Genomic DNA, 23,683 nt, shown 5'->3' on the forward strand with positions numbered 1-23,683 from the left:
AAGCCCCCCTCGAGATGAGATTTCCCATAGCGCAAGCTAGTAAGATCCCTGAAAGATGATCAGGTTGATAGGTTAGAGGTGGAAGTGTGGCGACACATGTAGCTGACTAATACTAATCGATCGAGGACTTAACCAAAAACGAAAAGCGAAAGCGCCTAGGCGCTGTAGCTGGACAATACGAAATGCGGGCGGCACCTAGCCGCCGCAGCTAGACAGCACTACGTAAGTAGTCGCGTCAGCAACGCATAGGCGATTACTCAAAACAATCTTCTTCAACATTACCTAGTTTTCAGAGAATGATTTAAAATTTCTCTTGAAATTTTCATAAAAGACGTTATAATAATAAATGTCTTTAAAAAGTCCGGTGGCGATAGCGAGAAGGTCACACCCGTTCCCATACCGAACACGGAAGTTAAGCTTCTCAGCGCCGATGGTAGTTAGGGGCTGTCCCCTTGTGAGAGTAGGACGTTGCCGGGCATACATATTAACATATTATTCCGCAGTAGCTCAGTGGTAGAGCATTCGGCTGTTAACCGAACGGTCGTAGGTTCGAATCCTACCTGCGGAGCCATTTTAAACAAAATCAAAGATATTTAGCTGATGCTTCCATAGCTCAGCAGGTAGAGCACTTCCATGGTAAGGAAGAGGTCACCGGTTCGAGCCCGGTTGGAAGCTCTGGTAAGAACTTTAAATATTTTTGGCCCCTTGGTCAAGCGGTTAAGACACCGCCCTTTCACGGCGGTAACACGGGTTCGAATCCCGTAGGGGTCACCATTTTGGAGGATTAGCTCAGCTGGGAGAGCATCTGCCTTACAAGCAGAGGGTCGGCGGTTCGATCCCGTCATCCTCCACCATTTCAATTTACTATAGATGGGCCGGCCTAGCTCAATTGGTAGAGCAACTGACTTGTAATCAGTAGGTTGGGGGTTCAAGTCCTCTGGCCGGCACCATTTTAATATATTTATGTCGGAGGGGTAGCGAAGTGGCTAAACGCGGCGGACTGTAAATCCGCTCCTTCGGGTTCGGCAGTTCGAATCTGCCCCCCTCCACCATTTCAATTTTATTTGAATGAAAATCCAAAAAGCGGACATAATATAATTAGTCCTTTTTATTTTGTTTTTTTACATACGATGGGCTATAGCCAAGCGGTAAGGCAACGGATTTTGATTCCGTCATTCGCAGGTTCGATCCCTGCTAGCCCAGCCATTTTCGAGCCATTAGCTCAGTTGGTAGAGCATCTGACTTTTAATCAGAGGGTCGAAGGTTCGAGTCCTTCATGGCTCACTTAATCCTTAAACATTTTATGTTTAAGGATTTTTATTTGTTATCTTGTATTTTTCCCATGAGATTAAACATAAGGAAATTACCCACATACTTCTTGTATGAGATATCACAGGGCCTTTCTTTGTACAATCCTTTAAGCTGACTTAACTAAGTAAGCAGAGGAAGCGCATCTATTTTTGGTGATTTGTAATTCAATCTGTGTTTAGAAATATATCATTTTCCGTTTGTGTTCTGCTATCCTGCCCACAGTAATTGACCCAGAGCAATAATAAATGCCCTTTTTTTGTATAGATATACAAAATTTTGCACAGTTGAACCATTAGAATGTAACCGTTTACAATAGAGAGAGAATTCATTCTTTAGTAGGGGGAGCAACTAAATGAAAAACATTTCAATTATTGGTATGCCGATGGACTTGGGACAATTAAGAAGAGGGGTAGACATGGGGCCAAGTGCCATCCGATATGCGGGCATTGAAAATAGATTACAAGAACTTAATCACCAAGTTGATGATTTAGGTGATATTGAAATAGGTAGGTCGACTGAACAAATAGATAAGGAAACAGGTTTAAGAAACTTGGACTTAATTGCAGAAAAGACTAAAATCTTAGCAGATCAAGTTGATGGGGTAGTAAAAAAAGGAGCATTTCCTCTTGTTTTAGGAGGGGATCATAGTATCGCTATTGGTACGTTAGCTGGTTTATTACAGCATTATCATAACTTAGGTGTGATTTGGTACGATGCACACGGGGACTTAAATACAGCAGAAACTTCGCCATCCGGTAATATTCATGGGATGTCCTTAGCAGTCGCTCTAGGATTTGGGCATCCATTGTTATTAGAGGTAGGAGGAGTCCATAAGAAGTTGAAGCCTGAAAATGTTGTGATTATAGGAGCAAGGTCTTTAGACCAAGGCGAAAGGGATTTGATTAAAGCCAAGGGAATAAAAGTCTTTACGATGCATGAAATTGATCGCTTAGGGATGCCGAGGGTAATGGAAGAGACGATTAGTTATTTACAAGACCGAACAGATGGTGTTCACCTTTCGTTAGATTTAGATGGTCTTGATCCATCTGATGCACCTGGTGTGGGTACACCAGTTATGGGGGGGATAAGTTATCGAGAGAGCCACCTTGCTATGGAAATACTGGCAGAATCCCAAATGATTACTTCGGCCGAATTTGTTGAGGTTAATCCAATATTAGATGAAAGAAATAAAACAGCTGATGCAGCGGTGGCCTTAATGGGCTCGCTATTCGGTGAAAAATTACTATAAAGTGAAAGAAGCTTGAGTCGATGCTCAAGCTTCTTTTTTTAATGTTAATGTATAGTATCTATTAATTAGGTTGTCCAATTCAATGCTCGCTTTAAGAACTTGGTGGTTTGAAAATGAAGAAATAGAAGCAAGTTCAACCATTTTAGCTCTGTGTATTTCAATATCTTTTAATAGTTCCTCCGTATACATGAGATCATTGTCCTTTCCATTTGAAAATTTTATTCCAGCACGTAGACAATTTTTAAATGTATGGTCTCTTGTTCGTTGGAGCAAAAATATTGAAGGGAAGGTCTTTTTTCCTTCGTCAACACACTGGTTTTAAATCCTTTATACCCAGTATGAAAATTAATTAAACTACTTTAGTTAAAATTTGTTAAAATATTATGTGATAACTCTTATATAACCAAAGTACTTATGGAGGAAAAGGAACCTAATAAAAAATATGTGAAACCTTTTTGCTATCGATTCGTAAATGATTATCGATAAGCCGCATAGAGCGGGGGTAAATAGATGGAATTGTTGGTGAAGAAAAGAATTAAACAAGTATTAAAAGGAGATCAAGATGCTTACGCTGAAATAGTAGAAATATACAAAGACAGAGTATATCATATCTGTTATCGAATGTTGGGTAATCAACATGAGTCTGAAGATATTGCACAAGAAGCTTTCTTACGAGCATATGTAAATATACAAAGCTTCAATACGAACTTAAAGTTCTCAACATGGTTATATCGCATTGCAACAAACCTATGTATTGACCGGATCAGGAAGAAAAAGCCTGACTATTATTTGGACGCGGAAGTAGCAGGAACAGACGGTTTAAATATGTACTCACAAATTCCCGCGAGTACGAAACTACCTGAAGAAGATGTAGAAAAAATGGAGTTGCAGGAAACCATACAAATGGAAATTTCGAAGCTACCGGAAAAATATCGATCGGTCATCGTGCTTAAGTACATTGAAGAACTATCCTTGAATGAAATCAGTGAGACCTTAGATCTACCATTAGGCACTGTGAAAACGAGGATTCATAGGGGAAGAGAAGCTTTAAGAAAGCAATTACGCTACGTATAAGAAGGTGATTTCAGTGAAATGTAATGAAGAAATTATTGAATATATGCATGAATATTTAGATGAAGAAATAACAGATGAGCATAAACAATTACTCAAAACACATATAGAGCAATGTGAAGAATGCCGCATGCATTTTCATGAACTAAAGCGAGCGATTGCCTTTGTCCAGAGTACGTCACATTTCCAAGCGCCTGCAGGTTTTACTGAGAATGTGATGGCAAGACTGCCTAAAGAAAAGAAAAAAGTAGGTGCACAAAGGTGGCTCAGGAAGCACCCAATGCTTGCTGCAGCATCACTCTTTCTTATCTTAATGTCTGGAAGTGTTCTATCTGCCTGGAATCAAGAAAGTGCATTGTCTGTTTCCAAGCAATCTAATCTAGTGATTGAGAACGATACGGTCATTGTCCCAGAAGGAGAAGTGGTCAAGGGAGATGTTGTTGTTAAGAATGGAAACTTGCAAATAAATGGTGAAGTCGAAGGGGATGCAACGGTCATTAATGGTGAGCAATATTTAGCCTCGGCTGGTAACGTCACAGGAGAAATAAAAGAAGTAGACCAGCTTTTTGAATGGTTATGGTATCACATTAAAAATACAAGTAAAAGTTTAATCTCGACTGTTACACAAGAGGATGAAAAAGAGTAAGGGAAAATAGGTCACTGCTATAATGCGGTGGCTTTTTCCTTTGTTCAAAGAAGTGTAAATATGTAATTATTTGTTAATAAATCGCTTAATCTTTGCATATGTAGTAATAAAAATGTAGGATATATTTTAATAACGTTCACGATTGTATACATAACTAGAAAATTGGATTTCATTAGAAATATGGTATAATAAGTAGGTTAAACGACTATTTTAATGGTGGAAATAAATACTTGGAGGAAGGAAAATGTCGCTTTTAGATTTATCTTTCACAGATTTACCTTTATTAAGGCTTTTAGCGAATACAGTAGACATTCTCCTTGTCTGGTTCGTTATATATAAATTAATTATGATTGTTAAAGGGACGAAAGCCGTCCAATTAGTCAAAGGGATATTTATTATTCTGATTGTAAAGGTTTTAAGTGATATCCTTCATTTGCAAACTTTAGGATGGATGATGGAACAAGTTCTCTTATGGGGGGTACTAGCCATTATTATTATCTTCCAACCAGAGTTGCGTCGTGCACTAGAGCAGCTTGGTAGGGGTAAATTCTTCGTTAGAAGTGGTAACCAAGAAGAGATGGATCAAGATCAATTAGTTACTGCAATTGTAAAGTCTGTTGATTACATGGCTAAGCGGAGAATTGGTGCGCTAATTTCGATTGAACGTGAAACTGGTATGGGTGACTATATTGAAACTGGTATTCCATTGCATTCCAAAATATCATCAGAATTACTTATTAATATCTTTATTCCCAATACACCATTACATGATGGCGCCGTTATTATACAGAAAAGTCAAATTGCAGCTGCTGCATGTTACTTGCCTTTATCAGAAAGTCCTTTTATCTCTAAAGAGTTAGGTACTAGACATAGAGCAGCGATGGGAATTAGTGAAGTAACAGATAGTATCACCATTATTGTGTCTGAAGAGACAGGTGGAATATCTGTAGCGAAAAATGGTGAACTTACACGCGATTTGAAACTCGATCAGCTCAAAGAACTTTTAAATGAGAAGCTTATTCACTCAGCTAAATCAAAACAATCTTCTTCCACTCTTTGGAACTGGAGGGGAAAGAAAAATGGATAAATATATTGATAAGCTCATTGATACCAGATGGTTTATGAAGGTAGTGGCTTTATTAATTGCTCTGCTCCTGTTTGATTCGGTTTATGATACGAATAACGATAATAGAAGTATCAATGTACCTGGAGATGATGGCTCAGCTGTCATTGAAAATGTTCCGCTCACAGCTTACTATGATACAGATAATCTTGTCGTTTCCGGACTTCCAGAAACAGTGGCTGTTACTTTAGATGGCCCAAGGAGCCATTTGGAAAATGCGAAGGCACAGCGGAACTTTGAAGTGTTTGTGGACTTATCAGATGCAGAAATTGGTCGACAAGAAGTAGAGGTAGGGATTAAAGATCTATCCGATAAGCTTGAATATATAATTGACCCTTCTACTGTAGATGTAACAATTGATGAAAAAGTAACTGAAGAGTTCAATGTGGAAGCAGAATTTAACAATAGTTTACTTGAAGAAGGTTACAAGGCCGAAGCAGCACTTGCTGAACCTAGTACAGTCAAAATAACAGGTGCCAAAAATGTGATTGAATCGATTGCTTATGTCAAAGCAACTGTTAATACAAAAGGTTCTATAACGGAATCATTTACAGAAACAGCCGCGATTAATGTGCTCGATCGTAATATGAATAAATTAGATGTAGATGTAAATCCAGGTGAGGTGGAGGTTTCGGTCGATGTGAAGCGTTTAAGTAAGACGGTGCCCATCGATATTGTTGAAACCGGGAGCCTTCCTTCGGGAGTTGAGTTAGACTCTCTTAAACTCAGCCAAACAGAAGCAACCATTTTTGCTCCAGAAAATGTTCTAAATGATGTAAAAACGGTTAGGGTTGAGGTCGATTTAAGCAAACTCGATAAAGATCAGGAAATAAAATTACCTGTGATCATCTCTGACGGAATTACTAGTGTTGATCCTAAAGAAGTGACGGTTAATGCCAATGTGACTGTTAAGGAACAAGAAGCACCAGAAGATAGCAGCAGTGAGGAAGAAGAATCACAAGTACAAGAACAAGAGCAGGAACAAGCCGCAAATGAACAAACAGTGAATCGAACCTATTCAGGCATGCCGATAACAATCACAGGATTAGACGACCAATATGATGTGACATTTCAAAGCCCTGATGAAGGTGAGACAAGCTTGAAGGTTTCTGGTAATGAAAAGGATATGAATAGTTTAAGTAAAGGTGATTTTACCCTATCTATAGATGTATCTGGCCTTGATCCTGGAGAACATGAGGTGAATATTCAATTAGACGCACCTCTTGGTGTTGAGTCCCAACTTGAGAGTGAGACGGCAACAATCAATATTACAGAAAAAGAATAGATGGAACAGCAGAGGAAAGTGAAGGAGCGATTAATAATGGGAAAATATTTTGGTACGGATGGCGTTCGCGGAGTGGCAAATAGTGAGTTAACGCCAGAGTTAGCCTTTAAACTAGGTAGATTTGGTGGATATGTATTAACAAAAGATCAAGAACGCCCAAAAGTTTTAATTGGGAGAGATACAAGAATCTCAGGACATATGCTTGAGAATGCACTGGTAGCAGGCCTTCTTTCTATCGGCGCAGAAGTGATGCGACTCGGCGTTATTTCTACTCCAGGTGTTGCCTATTTAACGAAAGCATTAGATGCAGAGGCGGGCGTAATGATATCTGCTTCCCATAATCCTGTTGCGGATAATGGAATTAAGTTTTTTGGTCCAGATGGCTTCAAGCTTTCAGATGCACAGGAAAATGAAATCGAAGAACTAATGGACAAGGAGAATGATTCCCTACCACGACCAGTTGGTGGTGATCTTGGACAAGTGAATGATTACTTCGAAGGCGGACAGAAATATCTGCAATACTTAAAGCAATCTGTTGATGATGATTTTTCTGGCATTCATATCGCTTTAGATTGTGCACATGGAGCGACTTCATTCTTAGCAAATCATTTATTTGCTGACTTGGATGCCGATTTATCGATGATGGGTGCTTCACCCAATGGGTTAAATATTAATGAGGAAGTGGGCTCTACACATCCAGAAGCCTTAGCTGCTTTTGTGAAAGAAAGAGGAGCGGATGTAGGGCTTGCCTTTGATGGTGATGGCGATCGGTTGATAGCTATCGATGAAAAAGGGCAAGTGGTAGATGGTGACCAAATCATGTTCATTTGTGCGAAGTACTTGAAAGAACAAGGTAGACTTAAAGAGGATACCGTTGTTTCTACAGTAATGAGCAACCTTGGTTTCTATAAGGGATTAGAAGCAAATGAGATGAAAAGTGTGCAAACGGCAGTCGGTGACCGCTATGTTGTAGAGGAAATGAAGAAGAGTGGTTATAGTTTAGGTGGCGAACAATCAGGCCATATTATCTTCCTTGATCATATCACGACAGGTGACGGGCTCCTTTCTGGTTTACAACTAGTGAACATTATGAAGGTGACAAACAAATCACTTTCAGAGCTTGCGAAAGAAATGCAGAAGTTCCCACAAAAGCTCGTTAATATTAAAGTAACGGATAAACACCATGTAACAGATAATGAAAAGGTTAAAGCTGTTATTAGTGAAGTTGAAAAAGAAATGAATGGTGAAGGACGTATTCTTGTCCGTCCTTCAGGAACTGAACCGCTTGTTCGCGTCATGGCAGAAGCAGCTACAGAAGAGGCTTGTGAAGCATATGTAAACCGTATTGCTGCTGTTGTAGAAGAAGAAATGGGACTAAAATAAGCGTGTAATATTGATGCATAAGGGAACGCTTCTGTTTTCTTATGCATATTTTATTTATGTATGAAAAAAGCATGGAGAACTTCCACTTATAGTAAAAAATACCTATTAATTGATGGTTATTCGTTGACTTTCATAAGCGTATCGGTTATGCTTATCATGTTTTTGTATATAAAAAAGAAAGGTGGTTTAGAAGCACAATTTCATAATTAAAGCGCCCGGGCTAATCTTTGAACGGATATGGAAGGTTAGTTGACGAGGAGGAGGTTTATCGAAGCATCGGCGGGTACCTCCCGGTTGAAAAGCACAACCGTAATCATGTCTTTAAATCATTAGGGTAACCTAATGGACAAAGAGAGATGAATGCCATAAATATAGAACGTAAAGGCATCTATGTCATGCCTTGCTTTCACATTGAAAAAATACGGAGATAAGGGGCAAGTACGCCCTTAAAGGCTTCTTGCCCCTTCTACATTAGGAGGAAGAAGTATGTGCGGTATTGTTGGATATATTGGTAATCAAGATTCAAAGGAAATTTTATTAAAAGGCTTAGAAAAGCTAGAATATAGAGGCTATGATTCTGCAGGTATTGCGGTAGTCAATGAAGCTGGCGTGCAAGTTTTTAAAGAAAAAGGCAGAATTGCTGACCTTCGTGCGATTGTAGACGAAAAGGTTTTAGCGAATACAGGAATCGGTCATACACGTTGGGCAACACATGGTGTACCTAGTCAAGAAAATGCACACCCTCATCAAAGTAATTCAGGTCGTTACACACTTGTTCATAACGGTGTGATTGAAAACTATGAACAGATGAAACGTGAATTCTTACAAGGTGTGGAGCTGAAAAGTGAAACAGACACCGAAGTTATCGTACAAATGATTGATCAATTTGCTAAAGAGCTTAGCACTGAAGAAGCTTTTCGCAAAACTTTGCAACAGCTTAAAGGCTCTTACGCTCTTGCGCTTGTAGATAATGAAGACAAGAGCACAATCTATGTCGCGAAGAACAAAAGTCCATTATTAGTTGGTTTAGGAGAGGCATTCAATGTCGTGGCTTCTGATGCGATGGCAATGATTCAAATCACAGATCAATATGTAGAACTCATGGACAAAGAAATGGTAATGGTGACAAAAGACGGTGTAACGATTAAGAACCTTAAAGGGGAAACAATCGAACGTGCACCTTACACAGCAGAACTTGATGCAAGCGATATTGAAAAAGGAACATACCCTCACTACATGCTAAAAGAAATCGATGAGCAACCACTTGTTCTTCGTAAAATCATTCAGAAATACCAGAATGACCAAGGAGAGCTAGCGATTGATGGAGAGATTCTGGATGCAATGAACAGTGCTGATCGTATCTACATTATCGCTGCCGGTACGTCTTACCATGCTGGATTAGTCGGTAAGCAATATATTGAAAAAGTAGCGAAAGTCCCTGTTGAAGTGCATATCTCAAGTGAATTTGTTTATAACACACCGTTGCTATCAGAAAAACCGTTATTCATCTTTATTTCACAAAGTGGTGAAACAGCTGATAGCCGTGCAGTATTAGTTAGTGTGAAAGAAATGGGACACCCAGCATTAACGATTACAAATGTCCCTGGCTCAACCTTATCCCGTGAAGCAGACTACACGCTCTTGTTACATGCTGGACCAGAAATTGCTGTCGCTTCTACAAAGGCATACACTGCCCAAGTAGCGGTATTAGCAATCTTAGCAGAGGTCACAGCGATTGCTAAAGGACGTGAATTAGAATTTAACCTTGTCCAAGAATTAGGTATTGTTGCAAATGCGATGGAAACACTATGTGACTCAAAAGAAACTTTCGAAGACATCTCACGTAGCTTCCTATCAACAACAAGAAATGCCTTCTTCATCGGCCGAAGTATTGACTACTACGTAGGCCTTGAAGGCGCATTAAAACTAAAAGAAATCTCTTATATCCAAGCAGAAGGTTTTGCTGGAGGAGAACTCAAACATGGTACCATTGCTCTGATCGAAGACGGTACACCAATCATCGCCCTGGCAACACAAGAAGGCGTTAACCTAAGCATCCGCGGCAACGTTAAAGAAGTCGTCGCACGTGGAGCTAACCCATGCATCATCTCAATGAAAGGCCTAGACCAAGACGGTGACACATTCGTCCTACCAGAAGTACACGAAATGCTCTCACCACTTGTTTCGGTTATTCCATTGCAGTTGATTTCTTATTACGCTGCTCTGCACCGTGACTGTGATGTAGATAAACCAAGGAACTTGGCTAAGTCGGTTACTGTTGAATAAGGGGATTTTGTTGGATTTTAGAATTTGTCCGCCCTGTAACTCTCTTGGTTCTCACGTAACTTTGTTCTTCTCATGGAACTAAGGTGGTATCCTAACGGTAAATGAGTCGGGGAAAGAGCGGGGAAAACACGAATAGATAGACATTCATTTAAGGTTATTCAAAATCTCAATACAAATCCGGGCTGGATCCAATAGGGTTCAGTCCTTTTCTTTGACCAATATTCCCCCAAAAACCCTGTCTGATAAAAAAGTTATAGTGTGTTCGTTTATTTGTCATATTGTTTCTATACTCTTCGTAAGAAACGGGATAGAAGAATAAGAGTGTTGGGAAAGGTATTTTTTATTCTCATTGCTTATGTCTAATTCTGTCTCCATTCAGAGGGACATCTATTTTATATTGTCAAAATATTATATACAATACAGAACGTAAAAAGAGGTCGATAGTGGCCTTTTGGGGAATAGCTTAATAACATTGCCTTCAGGCGTAAATGAGCGGGTGGAACGTTGGGGGAGAAAGGATAGAGGGGATTTGGTGAGAAACCAAGAAAGTCACAAAGGTATAGCAATCAATTCAGGTTGGTGTAGGATTTTTTTAAATCGGGTATTGTAATTATAGACATCATGGAAATAGTTATTTCCAATCTCAACTTACATTGCAAAATTTTTAAAAAGGAGATGAGGTTTTGACTTTAAATAATAATGGTTTTACTCTAAATGATGGTACAGAACTTCCTTTTGTGGGATTAGGCACGATCGGTATTAATGGGGATCAGGGTACGTTTGAAATTTTAAACGCCTTGAATATAGGATATCGCTTAATCGATACGTCAACAAACTACGACAATGAAGGGATTGTCGGTGAAGCTGTGCGTCGGTCCGCACTGCCCAGAGAGGAAATTTTGATTAGTACGAAATTACCCGGTGCTTACCATGAATATGACAAGGCATTTATCTTTATCCAAGAATCTCTACGCCGCACTGGATTAAAATATTTTGACAAGTATTTAATTCATTGGCCGAACCCTAAGGACGGCAAGTATGTAGAAGCTTGGAAGGCTTTAGTGGATGCTCAAAAACAAGGGTTAATCAGAAACATTGGCGTTTCAAATTTTGAACCAGAACATCTGGACGACATTATCGAAGCAACAGGTGTGACACCTGCTACAAATCAGGTGGAGCGTCATCCGTATTTTAATAATAACCGTATGGTAGAAGAAAATAAAAAACGGGGCATTCTTACTGAATCTTGGAGCCCTTTTGGTAGAGGTTATCTGAATGACGTGCTAAAAAATACCACAATTAAAGAAATTGCGGATAAGTACGATAAAAGCCCGGCGCAGATTATTTTAAATTGGAATTATCAAGCAGACGTATTTTCTATACCAAAATCAAGTAATCCCGTGCATCAAAAAGATAATTTCAATAGTACCAACTTTGAATTAGCACCTGAGGATATTGAAACAATTGATTCATTGGATAAAGGAGAAGCTGGCCGTGTAGAAGGGCAGGACCCAAATGAATATCACGAATATGTATAGGCAGGACAATATATAAACATCGTATAGTATTCGTTCATAAAATAAATATCGTTTTTGATACGATATTCGATTGGAACTATGAATTAGATATTTTTTGAACAATAGATAAAAGGATGGTCTGTTTTAAGCAGATCTTCCTTTTATTTTTTTACAATATATTCCTCATTTCCTTTGCCGGGATGTATTGACCACTATTAATTCTAGCAATTATGATTTTGATTTAACTTCTAAAGTGGAAACAGAAAATTACATTTGAATTTGAACCATTCACTTTAGAAAAAAGCTCGCAAATATGTTTCGTTTTTTCACCTCCCGTTAAAATAATGTTATGCTATAATTAAATGATGAAAAAATTTGATTATAAAAAGTATTCAATATAATTAAATTCATTCCTACTTTTCTTGTTATAACTGGAGAGGGAGTATAATAATTTGTAAATTTTAAATTTACTTAATTATATGTTTTTTTATAGTCTTAACTAGATTGATGTATATCACCATACGAAACTAACGTTTTAAAAACGTTGTATTAATTATAGGGAGGGTGCCTTATGGAAAAAAGAAAAAATTTATTTAGTTGAAGAATATGCAGAAAAGAAGTCTATTATCAATTGATTGAAAAATAAGTTTTAAATCATGTACTTCATAAAATTCTTTATTATCGGCATGTGGTTTGGCTTAAATTGGTATCTTCACAATGAACAACCCGACTATCTTTACTGTCACTCTTCGCTTTACTGGTACTTATTTAGATACAGTGTTGTCTAAAGCGAATATAGGCAAATATTTATTTGCTAAAGTACTATTCAAAAAAACACTGAATATGGCATGAAAAAACTTTAAAAAAAGGGGAATTTAATCCATGACGATTCAATTAAATGATGAGGCTATTCATGATTTTCATTACGATGAAATTAAGCAATTTTTAAAAGACGAACCACTTGCATCCTTTCTCGGCATGAAACTGACAAAACTTGGGCCTGGCACAGCGGAAGCCGAATTAATTCCTGACGAACGCATGCTTAATTCACATGGAATGGTTCATGGGGCCATTATCTTTTCACTTGCAGACTACGTATTCGCAGCTGCAAGCAACTCATATGGCAAAACAGCAGTGGGCGTCACAACCAATGTTAACTTTATATCAGCTGGCAAACGTGGTATGACATTAACTGGATATGCAAAAGAAATAAAGAAAAATCATAAACTTGCTTGGTACAAAATCGATGTCCAAAGTGAGAATGAACTAATTGCAACAATGGAAGCGATGGTATACCGGAAAAGTCAATATTTTATTCAACAGGATAAATTAAGATAAGGTTTTTTACATACCGGACAAATCATTCGATTTGCAGGGGGAGTTCGTAATAGTTGTTAGAATTTAATGAAAGTCCTCCGTTGTCACTTAGGGCAAAGGGTATGCTCTTAAGTTGTACTGATTAACCTAAATTATTTAAGCGTTTTCATTTAGTTATAAAGGAGGTAATAATTATGCTTATAAAGCGGAAAGAAGGAGAAATTCATCCTGGGTTTAAATGGGGTCCCTTTACAATGAGGATTCCAGGAGTTCATCTCGAAATAACACCAAGTCAGCATCTTCAAGGCGGCTTATTACTACTAGCAACATGTGGTTCGATAACTCCCCTTGCGATGAAATATTTTAACATCTCTTTAGAAGTTGCATGGACAGTAAGTTTAGTGTTTTTAGTTTGGGTCATCGCTCAAACCGTACTATTTGGTGACATATATGCTGCTGGTGCAATTACACCAGCGCTTCCCTTAACCATCGTTTATTTGAATACGCTTACACCTGGTATTGAAGCGATTCATGGTATGATCGCAATATCCATTGTAGTGATCGCATTATTCCTGTTCTTTGGTATAACTAGATTAGGAGAAAAGTTTAATAATGTAATTCCTGCATCCCTAAAAGCGGGGATTATTATGGGGGCAGCGATTGCAGCATTTCAAAGTGAGATTGGCCGTTTACCAACGATGCCGATTACGTTAGTGACAGCTTGGGTAATCGTACTTCTATTAATGTTCTCTATTCCATTTGCTAGATTACCAGATACAAAGGCAAAGGCCATAGCGGGATCAAATGCATTATTAATTGCATTTGCACTAGCTGGTGTTGTAGGTTTCTCTACAGGTGAAGTTACGTTTGATCTTCAGTGGGGAGTTTTTGTTCCTCCTATTGGTGAAGTGTTTTCTACATTATCCATCTGGTCAGTTGGTTTACCACCTTGGGAAATGATTGTGTCTGTGATTCCAATTGGGTTTATGTTTTATATTTTAGTGTTTGGGGATTTACTTGTTGCTCAAACATTGTTAAAAGACGCGGAAGAAGCAAGAAAAGATGAAAAAATTGATATTAATATGAATCGAAGTCACTTCGTACTAGCATTCCGTAACTTAGCACAAATTTTAACAGCAGGACCAATGCCGTGGCTACATGGACCAATTTGGACGGGGGTACAGGTTTTCTTAATCCAACGTTATAAAAAGGGTCGTCATGTAATGGATTCTATTTTCTCTGGTGTAGCAAACTTCTATCTACTAGCGATTCCATTAGGATTACTTTTACCAGTCATGGGTATTATTGCACCGCTATTTCCAGTTGCCCTATCGGTAACCATCCTACTCACTGGATTTGCTTGCGCGTATATAGCGATGTCAATGGTTACAAATAATATTTCGCGTGGATTAGTGCTAATGATAGGTGTGTTATGCGCCACTTTAGGAGTTGCATGGGGAATTGGTATTGGTACCGTTTTATATATGTTGTTAATTGGGAAAAATAAAGAGGATTTACCTATTGTTAATGATGTGAAAATTAAGGAAGAAAAAATTAGTTAATCAAAAGCGTAATTGAACAACTTAAGTGTATTTTGGAAAGTAATATTTACTAATAGTTCTAACGGTCTGTTCTATATTTTGAAAAGGTTGTTTTTAAATTGGAAGTGGTGGTTTTGCTTGTAGGGTTCGGGTGCAAATTCTTGAAGAAAATATAAGCGAAAGATTTCTAGTGATGCCCAATCCTAAGCAATTAGTCCAAACAGTTGATGGGTGAATTCTTTTTGAATTTGGACAACTGTCTGTTTTTAGAGTACTAGTATTAGTATGTCCAAGATTTAAAGATTAATTGCAAGAGTATTGAAATTTTTGAAAAGAACCCTATTTGTCGTTTATGTTTTAAATCTTTTGAAGGAATCTATATATTATCTACCATAAAGGCTAACAATTTTCCGCAAAATCTATCACAAGGGGAGACTCGCACTTAATCATAAAAATATAAATCTATTAGTGGAAAAGTAGGATTATGGTTAGAGTGACGATCTTTTGCCCAAAATGTGGCTTTGGGAGGTACTTTTGATCAAACTTTACTCCAAGGCTACAAGTAATCGTATAGAATTTAAATAAAAGTGATACCGTTTTAAAAATTCTGATATGCACCCCATTTGTTAGACATGATCTAACAAATGAGGTGCAGTTTTTTATGGTTAAGTTCTCTAAAATTTAAAATAGAAATAGAAAAAACTTATCATTGTTGGATTATACATTTACAATATCAAGGAGAAGAAGCATTCAAAAAATCTATACAATTTTTATAAGTATAAACTAAATTTACTGAATTACTTGTTTTTTTTAAAAGGACTTTTGCAACGGGTACTCCTTTAGAGTATTCGATTATCAAATACCAAAAAATTCTGCAGAAAGTAAAAACTTAAGACTTTTTGTTTCTTTGTTATGTCTAATAACTAGAAAGAGAAAAGGGGGAAGCGCGCTTGGAAGTGAAAAACCTAGTCAATAGAGCAAGAAAGGGAGATGATGATGCTTTCTACGAATTAATCCAAATCCATAAAAGTAGACTATTAAAAATAGCCTTGGGTTACTTACATAATGAGGAGGAGGCCTTAGAAGCATTGCAGGAAGTAACTTTTAGGGCTTATCTTTCATTGAATAAATTGAAACATGCAGAATACTTCTCAACATGGGTTATCCGGATTATGCTTAATTACTGCCATGATCAAATTCGTAAAAGAAAAAGAATCGCAGATCCTAAGTATATTGATAATCTAATAGTAACGAAGAATGACAACCAGACGTTAGAAATAGAGGAAGCATTACTAAAAATAGATGCACGTTTTCGAGAAGTCATTATTTTAAAGTATTATAACGATTTAAAGATAAAAGATATTGCCGAAATTCTCGAAAGGTCGGAGAGCACCATTAAAACCTGGCTATACAAAGGCCTAAAAGCACTTCAGGTTCAATTAAATAAGGGGGGTGGGCTAAATGTTTGAAAGAGAAGAAAGTGAGTTGGCTGAATCAAAAAAAATAATGAAGGATCTATCCATTTCTGACGATCGCTCTGACCAGGCAATTCTAAGGGGAATACAGCAAGCAAAAGCAGAGAAAAAGAAAAAGAGAGTGCAGCTGCCCATTAAGACATTCACTGCTGCATGTATTTTAGGACTTACGTTTATTACATCTGTTAATGTATCCGAACCCGTTGCATATTACATGTCAAATGTACCTGGTATGGGGAAAATTGTTGATTTTGTCCGATATGACAAAGGACTACTTGCAGCTGTTGAAAATAATTACATACAAAAAGTGGATTCAAGTGTGAATAACAAAGGTATAGAGTTTACTTTGAATTCAATTATTCATGATGAAAAATCACTGATCATTTTTTATGAATATCAATCAGATGAAGAAGACGTAGTTATTACTCTAGGAAGCTTTCAATTGCTTAATGAAAAAGGAGAGGTATTGCCTTATCATATAGTTGGTGAATATCGGAATGATAATCCGGATTCTTTGCTGGAAATCAGGGTTCCTTTAAAAGAAGGGGATAATCTGCCAAATGAACTAATTCTTTCAACTCAGTTTTCTAAAGATAAGAAACTTTTAGACGGGGTTTGGGAAATTCCCTTTACTTTAGATAAAGGTAAAATTGTTGGAAAGAAAGTGTATAATGTGGATAAAACATTAGAAATTGAAGGACAGCAATTTACAATCAAGGACGTAACAATGTATCCTTCTCAAACAGCTGTACATGTATATTATCATTCGCAAAATAGTAAAAAGATATTTGGTATTAATGACTTGCATCTAATAGATGAAAAAGGAGAAACATGGAATACAAGTGTAATAGAGACTACACAAATCAATGAGAACGAAACAATCATTTATTTGCAGAGCAACTACTTTACTAATCCTAAAGAATTATATTTGCGTTTCAATTCAATTCGTGCGCTTGATAAGGAAGAGCTCAATGTTGAAGTAGACCCGATAAAAAAGAAAATACTTAAGGCACCGAAAGACGGAAAATTAACAGATGTAGAGATAGAGCAAGGCGAGATGTCCATTAAATTAGATACGAATCCGAATCAATTCAAATCAGCAATTTTTACGCATGCAATAGATGCAGATGGAAATGTAATAAGTAAGGATGAACCATATGGTATCTCCTATTCTTATGTCGACGACTATGTATTGTATTCCGTTCCTTTCCCATCTGAGGCAACTGACTTAGGACCTGTTAAACTTGAATTGCTTGATTATCCAGCCTCTATCAGTGCAGAGGCTAATGTGAAAATAAAGTAATAGCCCAATGCAAATGTCATCAGGTACTCCGTTAAATAGAAGGTGAATTTTTCATAAAAAACCACTGTCTGTATGCGCATTTGCATTACTTTTGGGGAATTACCAAAGGGTTAAAGACCTCTTAATAATAATCCCGACTGAATCTAATAGAATTGATTTTTATCGTTTTTCATTAAGGTAATATGTACTTATGTTTAGAAAAAGCTCCGTAAAATTTTCCGGGTCTTTTCTAACTTTGATCCTAAAGAATCCACATTAATTTCTAACTATTCTTTTGGCAGCTGTTCCTACGGTTCATAAATGAATTAGATAACAAAAAGTGAAGACCAGATGATGAAAATCCCGACCATGAGTAGGTAGGGATTTTTATCAATTTAGACAACACATTTATGTTAGTAATTATTAACTAAGGGTTATATTTATTTTAGTTAAAAGTGTGAGATAGTTATACTTTTACACCTAGAAAACAGCTAGATGCCGGTTAATAAACTATTTTGTTGGTTTCGTACAAGAACCGTTTGAAGCATATTCGTTATATTTAATTTTGATCAAACTTACTCCAAATCAGCATAAATTGCGATGTTTATACCCTTTGGATATGATGGTCAAGAGGAGGTTTTTTATCGGAAATTTTATTTCGCAAACGGGCATAGTTTAAGATGAAGCTTTTTGTTAATCTTAATAATGAATAAAAATGTAAAGGAGAATAAGATGACTAAATTCGGAAAGTTATATGAAGTGAATGGTCGTTATGTTTTGCAATTTGAACGTTTGTTTACCCATAAACCAGAGAGTGTTTTCCGCTACGTAACAGATCCTGATTACTTTACCAGGTGGTATCCGTTTGCAACTGGAGAGATGGATCTTATTGAAGGTGGCAAAATAGCTTTTGATGATGGAGAGGGGACGAAGTACGAAGGCATAATTACTGAATACCAACCACCTGTCGTCTTTGCCTTTCATGAAGGCGCTGATATGCTAAGAATCGAGTTGCAAAATACCGATGACGGGTGCCGAATGAATTTTCAGCATACGTTTGATGACCGGTCTTGGGCAGCGGCAACAGCAGCAGGATGGCATCGCTGTCTTGATGCATTGGTTATGTTGGCTAACGAACAGCTGCCCGAATGGCCGGATAACGGAGCGGAGTTAAGGGAGTTTTATCGGGAAGCATTTGATTCGAATTAAGTGGAGAATATAGCACTCATCATTAGAAGTATAGACATCTTAAAAAGTAAGTTGAAAAAAGCAAATCTAGTGACGGGGGGAGATTGATGGATAAGTTAATACAAGACATCCTAAATTGGATTACAATAACGGATAAAAAGCTTATTATTGGTATTTCCGGACATGGTGCTGCTGGAAAAACAACGTTTGCCAATAAGCTTATAAACGTATTAAATCAAGATGGAGTGAATTATATAAATACAGACCCGTATATTGTTAGCTCGAATATACGAAACCATGCAATGATTGACTATACATATCAAAACGAAAATCATCGTTATAAAATGACAGCTTGCCACCCATCAGCGCATCATTTGTTATCTTTAGAAAGAGATGTTCAGATGATTAGAGATGGTTTAGATTTATACACAATGCATACACATTATATGAAAAGCGAATTAATTTCCTCGAGGAATAAAGTAACGATTGTTGAGGGAATGAGTGTAGCATTTATTCATCCTGATTTATTTGACTTAAAAATTTATTTCTATACAGATGGTGAAACTGAATTATTAAGGAGGTCGAATCGGGACATCGTTGAAAGGGGAGCAGATCTCAATTATTTAAGGCAATCCCATGAAGAACGAAGGATACAGTACGAAGTGTTTATGCATCCATACAGCCAGGATTTTGATATCATTATAAATACGTCTGCAGCAGCGATATGTATAGAGAAAAATACATTTGAAGTGAAAGAATAAACTACTTTTAAAAAAAGAAATCTTACCTTTTAAGCCTTCTCCCTTGCATCTTGACAGAAGGCTTTCGCATTTTACATATGAAATGATAATTCCAAGGATATTACATTAAATCAAGAAAAATATAAATGGCTGTACCCCAGATAAAGATAGCAGAGAATTTATTAAATAATTGCAATACATTTCTTTTGCCATCTAACTTTTTCACAAATGCTCCTGCAATCATTAGCCCAAAGAACCAAATCCAAGATACTGTAATACAAGTAATAGTAAAAAGAAATTGTTCTTTTCCAGCATATTTTATTGCACTTACCCCAATAACACCGACTATATCTAAGATGGCGTGAGGGTTTAAAAAAGAAACAGATAAAGCAAAGATAATTTGTTGACGAATAGGTAAAGCCTTATTCGTTTTTTTTGTCGTTTCGGATTTCCAAATGACAGATCCCATATACAATAAAAATAAGATACCGGTAATCATTAAAATTACTCGTAACCATTCAAATTGAAGGACAATCATTGATAAACCAAATACAGATAATAAGATTAAAAGTGTATCAGAGATTGCAGCTGTTATCGTGGCTGGAAGTGCCTGAGCCAATCTAAGTTGGGTTGCTCCTTGAGAAAATACAAAGACATTCTGTACCCCTAAAGGTAAAATAAGTCCGAATGCCAAAATTAATCCATGCAGAATGGGTTCCATTCAAATCAACTCTCTTTCAATTACTATCGTACTATGATAAAACTGAAAGAAAACAACCAATTGGATGGTTTTTTATCCACCCAATTTAAGGGGGATTATCTTGAAATGGAAACCGAGTAGTGATTCTCATTTAACTTTTCACGAACAAATTGTAGATTGGATGAAATTTCGTATAGAAAGTGGAGATTGGGCGGTTGGAACAAAAATCCCCACACAGCGTCAACTAGCGATACAATTTAATGTCAATAGAAGTACAGTTCAACTTGCTCTTGATGAACTGAAGGCAGATGGTTTACTTCAATCAAAATTAGGATCAGGTGTATTTGTAACTAATATTTCTTGGAATGTACTTTTAAATAAAACTCAACCGAATTGGAAAAAGCATATTGATTCAAGTATCCATAGAGCAAATGACCATACCATTCAACTTATCAATGAATACGAGCAATATAATCATATCATTCGCCTTGGAACAGGTGAATTATCACCGGAACTACTCCCAACAAAACAACTTGAACAGTCCTTAAAAGAAATCACCCTTGATGCAAAATCTATCGGTTATTCATCACCAAAAGGAAATGAAAGACTTAGAAGAGTATTATGTGACTATCTGAAAATAAGAGGTATTCAATCGGAACCAGAGAACATTCTAATTGTTTCTGGAGCACTTCAGGCGCTTCAACTAATTGCCATTGGATTATTAGAAGAAGGCTCTGTGATTTTCCATGAAGAACCATCTTATTTAAGTTCTATTCATCCTTTTCAATCTGCTGGAATGCGTATGCATACGGTAATGCGTAATCATCCGAAATTAGCTGAGAACTTAAAAGTTTTTAAGAGGAAAAAACAATCTATATTTTATTGTGTTCCGACATTAAATAATCCTACTGGAGTTAATTGGTTGTTGGAGGAAAAGAAAAATCTATACAATATATGCAAAGAGTTACAGATTCCTATTATTGAAGACGATGTTTATCATGAATTACTATTTGATCATACTTTACCTACCTTAAAGTCTTTAGACAAGTCAGGACAAGTACTTTATCTTGGTAGTGTATCGAAAACATTAAGTCCTGGGTTACGTATTGGATGGATTGTAGCACCTTCACCTGTGGTTGAACGGCTAGCGGATATAAAAATGCAAACGGATTATGGTTCAAGTGCTCTTTCTCAAGAGATCGTCGCACATTGGATTTCAACTGGTTTATATGAAAATCACTTAAAAAATCTTCGTGAACAACTAAAGAACAGAGCGGCATTTATTGAAAATATACTAGAAAACCAATTTAGAAAGATTGCTACGTGGAATAAGTCAGAAGGTGGCTTTTATATTTGGTTAAGGTTTAATAAACCTATCGTAAACAAAGCACTATTTCTAAACCTTCTCAATCAAAATATTTTAATCAACCCAGGTTATATCTATCATTCAGGTGATTTTCATCATATAAGACTGTCGTATGCGTATGCTTCACTAGCAGAAATAAAAGAAGGTCTGCATGCTTTATTATTACTCTGTAATCATGAATGAATACTACTAAATAATAGAAAGTGATGAGAAGTCTACATGAAGTCAATTAACCAAGAAATACAAGAGTTATCCGTAAAATCCTTAGAGTCTACATTTAGTAAACTTTCAAATGCTTATAAAAGCATGACTGAAAAGGGGTCTAATACTACTCTAGTAAGAAAGAGACGAGATGCTATAAAAGTCGGTTTAGATAGCTTAAGGAATATTTGGAACGGTGAAGACTTCTCATATGAAGAAGAAGTTATTCTAACATCTAAAGATATTTTGCAAAGTACTATTCCACCTATTGAAAAACAGATAGCAAAAGCAAAAGATGGTAGTCCTCAAAAAACAGTAAATGAGCGACGATTAATTGCGCTTCAACTGGCGATTGAATCATTGGAGAACCGTCTTAAAAAGTAGTGACTTTCAACTTTTCTTAAGTTATTTATAATACACTTCAGATTAACTAATACTTTAAAAATCTTACTTAAGTAAATTATCCGAATGAAATAAAGTGTTAATTGATATTAAAGTTAATCAAGTGGTTTTAGTCATTTTAATTATTGCTGTGATTATGGTGCTTTATCATCTGCTCTATTGGTAAATATCAGGTGTGAGATGTTTGTAAAGATAAACTTATATAAAGCTATGATAGAAACGGTCACTTCCTTTTTTACTTTAGTGGTATAGGGGAATGGCCGTTTTCTTATACTGGAAATTTCCCCACGGGTATCTTCAAATAGAAAACAGCATAATAAGTATAAATGACAATGGGAAATGTAGGTAAAGTGATAGCTGATATAATATAACATGGTAAAATAACTACTCATTTTATCCCGCAACTATTCGTTTACATCGTTGCAACGACACGGTTCTTTACGTTTAGTTAGAGATGCAAATATACTGGAGTTGTTAGGAGATGAAGAAAATGGATTTCCCCCAAAAATTAAAAGAACAACGTTTAAAACATGAAATGTCTCAACAACAGCTCGGTGAATTACTTAAAATTAGTAGACAATCAGTATCAAAATGGGAACGTGGAGAAGGATATCCCAGCATTGAATCTCTCATTCAACTAAGTGAAATTTTTGATATTACCATTGATGAATTATTAAAAGGAGATGATCATTTGAAGGAGAGCATTATTGAAGATGGAAAGCAATTAGCGTATCCAAAGTTAAAGTTGTTTTTTGATCTTCTTCTGCTTGTTGGCTTATTTTTAGTTGTTTTCAAAATTCTTATCGCTGTGGGTAATAAATTTTTTGACTTGAATATAACGTTTTTCCAAGGTTCGATTCTTTATGCGTTTCTTCCATTCACTGCTTCAATCATTGGAGCGATTGGGAGTGAAACGTTGGCAAAAAAATATAAAACGGAGTAAGCAAATTTATTAAGAGAGGGAGAAGCTTCAGAGGGTATGCCATTGAAGCTTCCCTGCTATGTTTGGAGTTTAGCTATTACCTCTATAAAAATGTCCTGTTTTCAGCCAATTTATTACTTATCCTATTCGTTCAATATACTTTCTTCTAATACCGAGAATTTATCCCCATATAGCTTGGTCAAATGGTTCTCTCCCCAGGCACATAATGAAGTTAAGATCCCTTCTAAGCTTTGTCCGTATTCGCTGAGTTCGTATTCTACTTTTGGTGGAACTTGATTGTACACGATACGATTGATGACACCATCCTCTTCAAGCTCGCGTAGCTGTTGGGTAAGCATCTTTTGTGTGATGTTAGGCATGAGACGCTTTAATTCGCTTGTTCGCTTTTTGCCATGTGTGAGATGACAAAGGATTACACATTTCCACTTTCCTCCGATGACTTCTAAAGTTGCTTCAACAGAAATATTGTATTTCTTCTTCTCCATTCTTGTTTCCCTCCTTAGGAACTAAAAAGTACCTATATTACTTTTTTGTATCTATATTACTTTAAAGTGCGTACTTCTCTTTGTATTCTATATGTATCATAATAACATTTGCCGGCGGATTGAAACTATACTTTCCTTTAAAATTATTATGTTCGAAAAGGAAATTTTCCAT

At 36.6% G+C, this 23,683-nt stretch carries 21 protein-coding genes, 8 tRNA genes and 2 rRNA genes; 28 read left to right on the forward strand and 3 right to left on the reverse strand.

The annotated features are described in order from the left end of the window. The 11 genes from U9M49_RS16670 to rocF form a co-directional block, all read left to right on the forward strand. A 23S ribosomal RNA gene (locus tag U9M49_RS16670) occupies positions 1–136 on the forward strand; the annotation flags it as partial. 224 nt (positions 137–360) lie between these two features. Next, a 5S ribosomal RNA gene (gene rrf, locus U9M49_RS16675) occupies positions 361–477 on the forward strand. 19 nt (positions 478–496) lie between these two features. After that, positions 497–571: transfer RNA gene (locus tag U9M49_RS16680), tRNA-Asn, on the forward strand. 31 nt (positions 572–602) lie between these two features. After that, a tRNA-Thr gene (locus U9M49_RS16685) sits at positions 603–675 on the forward strand. A gap of 24 nt (positions 676–699) precedes the next feature. Beyond that, positions 700–774 (forward strand) — tRNA-Glu (locus tag U9M49_RS16690). 4 nt (positions 775–778) lie between these two features. Then, a tRNA-Val gene (locus tag U9M49_RS16695) sits at positions 779–854 on the forward strand. 20 nt (positions 855–874) lie between these two features. Continuing rightward, positions 875–950: transfer RNA gene (locus U9M49_RS16700), tRNA-Thr, on the forward strand. An 18-nt stretch (positions 951–968) separates the two neighbouring features. Then, positions 969–1,052, forward strand: a tRNA-Tyr gene (locus tag U9M49_RS16705). Between the two features lie 79 nt (positions 1,053–1,131). Further along, positions 1,132–1,206: transfer RNA gene (locus U9M49_RS16710), tRNA-Gln, on the forward strand. A gap of 5 nt (positions 1,207–1,211) precedes the next feature. Continuing rightward, positions 1,212–1,284: transfer RNA gene (locus U9M49_RS16715), tRNA-Lys, on the forward strand. Between the two features lie 379 nt (positions 1,285–1,663). Then, on the forward strand, positions 1,664–2,560 hold the full coding sequence (gene rocF, locus U9M49_RS16720; RefSeq protein WP_322910227.1) for an arginase: 897 nt from the start codon (positions 1,664–1,666) through the stop codon (positions 2,558–2,560). A gap of 24 nt (positions 2,561–2,584) precedes the next feature. On the opposite strand, the gene U9M49_RS16725 is transcribed toward rocF, so the two are convergent. Then, a complete protein-coding gene (locus U9M49_RS16725) occupies positions 2,585–2,749 on the reverse strand; it encodes an aspartyl-phosphate phosphatase Spo0E family protein (protein WP_095371073.1) in 165 nt (54 codons plus the stop codon). A gap of 321 nt (positions 2,750–3,070) precedes the next feature. Here U9M49_RS16725 and sigW point away from each other — a divergent pair, with 321 nt between their 5' ends. From sigW to U9M49_RS16795, 14 genes are all read left to right on the forward strand, one after another. Beyond that, complete coding sequence (sigW, locus tag U9M49_RS16730; protein WP_095371072.1) at positions 3,071–3,634, forward strand: RNA polymerase sigma factor SigW; 564 nt, start codon at positions 3,071–3,073, stop codon at positions 3,632–3,634. A gap of 13 nt (positions 3,635–3,647) precedes the next feature. Further along, positions 3,648–4,277 (forward strand): anti-sigma factor family protein, encoded by a 630-nt coding sequence (locus U9M49_RS16735; protein ID WP_095371071.1) that lies wholly within the window; start codon positions 3,648–3,650, stop codon positions 4,275–4,277. A 244-nt stretch (positions 4,278–4,521) separates the two neighbouring features. After that, the gene (gene cdaA / locus U9M49_RS16740; protein ID WP_095371070.1) at positions 4,522–5,364 is read left to right on the forward strand and encodes a diadenylate cyclase CdaA; all 843 of its coding nucleotides are present in this window, start codon (positions 4,522–4,524) and stop codon (positions 5,362–5,364) included. Next, positions 5,357–6,685: a YbbR-like domain-containing protein gene (locus U9M49_RS16745; RefSeq protein WP_322910228.1), complete on the forward strand. Its 1,329-nt coding sequence runs from the start codon at positions 5,357–5,359 to the stop codon at positions 6,683–6,685. Before cdaA ends, U9M49_RS16745 begins: the two co-directional genes overlap by 8 nt. Before the next feature lie 36 nt (positions 6,686–6,721). Continuing rightward, positions 6,722–8,068: a phosphoglucosamine mutase gene (glmM, locus tag U9M49_RS16750; RefSeq protein ID WP_322910229.1), complete on the forward strand. Its 1,347-nt coding sequence runs from the start codon at positions 6,722–6,724 to the stop codon at positions 8,066–8,068. A 486-nt stretch (positions 8,069–8,554) separates the two neighbouring features. Then, positions 8,555–10,354 (forward strand): glutamine--fructose-6-phosphate transaminase (isomerizing), encoded by a 1,800-nt coding sequence (gene glmS, locus U9M49_RS16755; protein WP_307315834.1) that lies wholly within the window; start codon positions 8,555–8,557, stop codon positions 10,352–10,354. A 683-nt stretch (positions 10,355–11,037) separates the two neighbouring features. After that, positions 11,038–11,892 carry an aldo/keto reductase gene (locus U9M49_RS16760; RefSeq protein WP_095371066.1) on the forward strand — a complete coding sequence of 285 codons (855 nt, stop codon included), beginning with the start codon at positions 11,038–11,040 and terminating at the stop codon, positions 11,890–11,892. A 696-nt stretch (positions 11,893–12,588) separates the two neighbouring features. Further along, positions 12,589–12,723, forward strand: a complete 135-nt coding sequence (locus U9M49_RS16765; RefSeq protein ID WP_322910230.1) for a hypothetical protein — start codon at positions 12,589–12,591, stop codon at positions 12,721–12,723. 30 nt (positions 12,724–12,753) lie between these two features. Then, the gene (locus U9M49_RS16770; protein WP_322910231.1) at positions 12,754–13,209 is read left to right on the forward strand and encodes a PaaI family thioesterase; all 456 of its coding nucleotides are present in this window, start codon (positions 12,754–12,756) and stop codon (positions 13,207–13,209) included. A 173-nt stretch (positions 13,210–13,382) separates the two neighbouring features. Continuing rightward, positions 13,383–14,750 (forward strand): hypothetical protein, encoded by a 1,368-nt coding sequence (locus U9M49_RS16775; protein ID WP_322910232.1) that lies wholly within the window; start codon positions 13,383–13,385, stop codon positions 14,748–14,750. A 935-nt stretch (positions 14,751–15,685) separates the two neighbouring features. Further along, positions 15,686–16,198 (forward strand): sigma-70 family RNA polymerase sigma factor, encoded by a 513-nt coding sequence (locus U9M49_RS16780; RefSeq protein ID WP_322910326.1) that lies wholly within the window; start codon positions 15,686–15,688, stop codon positions 16,196–16,198. Beyond that, positions 16,191–17,507 carry a DUF4179 domain-containing protein gene (locus tag U9M49_RS16785; RefSeq protein ID WP_322910233.1) on the forward strand — a complete coding sequence of 439 codons (1,317 nt, stop codon included), beginning with the start codon at positions 16,191–16,193 and terminating at the stop codon, positions 17,505–17,507. The genes U9M49_RS16780 and U9M49_RS16785 overlap by 8 nt, the downstream gene beginning before the upstream one ends. Before the next feature lie 711 nt (positions 17,508–18,218). After that, positions 18,219–18,695, forward strand: coding sequence for an SRPBCC family protein (locus U9M49_RS16790; protein WP_095371060.1), 477 nt, complete (start codon positions 18,219–18,221; stop codon positions 18,693–18,695). Positions 18,696–18,781: 86 nt separating this feature from the next. After that, complete coding sequence (locus U9M49_RS16795) at positions 18,782–19,435, forward strand: uridine kinase family protein (protein ID WP_095371059.1); 654 nt, start codon at positions 18,782–18,784, stop codon at positions 19,433–19,435. Between the two features lie 100 nt (positions 19,436–19,535). On the opposite strand, the gene U9M49_RS16800 is transcribed toward U9M49_RS16795, so the two are convergent. Beyond that, positions 19,536–20,135: a LysE/ArgO family amino acid transporter gene (locus U9M49_RS16800; protein WP_095371058.1), complete on the reverse strand. Its 600-nt coding sequence runs from the start codon at positions 20,133–20,135 to the stop codon at positions 19,536–19,538. 100 nt (positions 20,136–20,235) lie between these two features. On the opposite strand from U9M49_RS16800, the gene U9M49_RS16805 reads away from it, so the two are divergent. The 3 genes from U9M49_RS16805 to U9M49_RS16815 all read left to right on the forward strand — a co-directional run bounded on the left by U9M49_RS16805 (position 20,236) and on the right by U9M49_RS16815 (position 23,026). Then, positions 20,236–21,663, forward strand: a complete 1,428-nt coding sequence (locus U9M49_RS16805) for a PLP-dependent aminotransferase family protein (protein ID WP_322910234.1) — start codon at positions 20,236–20,238, stop codon at positions 21,661–21,663. 36 nt (positions 21,664–21,699) lie between these two features. Further along, a complete protein-coding gene (locus U9M49_RS16810) occupies positions 21,700–22,065 on the forward strand; it encodes a hypothetical protein (RefSeq protein ID WP_307315807.1) in 366 nt (121 codons plus the stop codon). Between the two features lie 508 nt (positions 22,066–22,573). Beyond that, positions 22,574–23,026 carry a helix-turn-helix domain-containing protein gene (locus U9M49_RS16815; RefSeq protein WP_307315870.1) on the forward strand — a complete coding sequence of 151 codons (453 nt, stop codon included), beginning with the start codon at positions 22,574–22,576 and terminating at the stop codon, positions 23,024–23,026. A gap of 122 nt (positions 23,027–23,148) precedes the next feature. Here U9M49_RS16815 and U9M49_RS16820 read toward each other — a convergent pair whose 3' ends face one another. Further along, a complete protein-coding gene (locus tag U9M49_RS16820) occupies positions 23,149–23,511 on the reverse strand; it encodes a winged helix-turn-helix transcriptional regulator (RefSeq protein WP_095371054.1) in 363 nt (120 codons plus the stop codon). Between the last annotated feature and the right edge of the window lie 172 nt (positions 23,512–23,683).

The sequence above is a fragment of the Cytobacillus sp. OWB-43 genome, assembly GCF_034651445.1.
Classification (GTDB): Bacteria; Bacillota; Bacilli; order Bacillales; family Cytobacillaceae; genus Cytobacillus; species Cytobacillus kochii.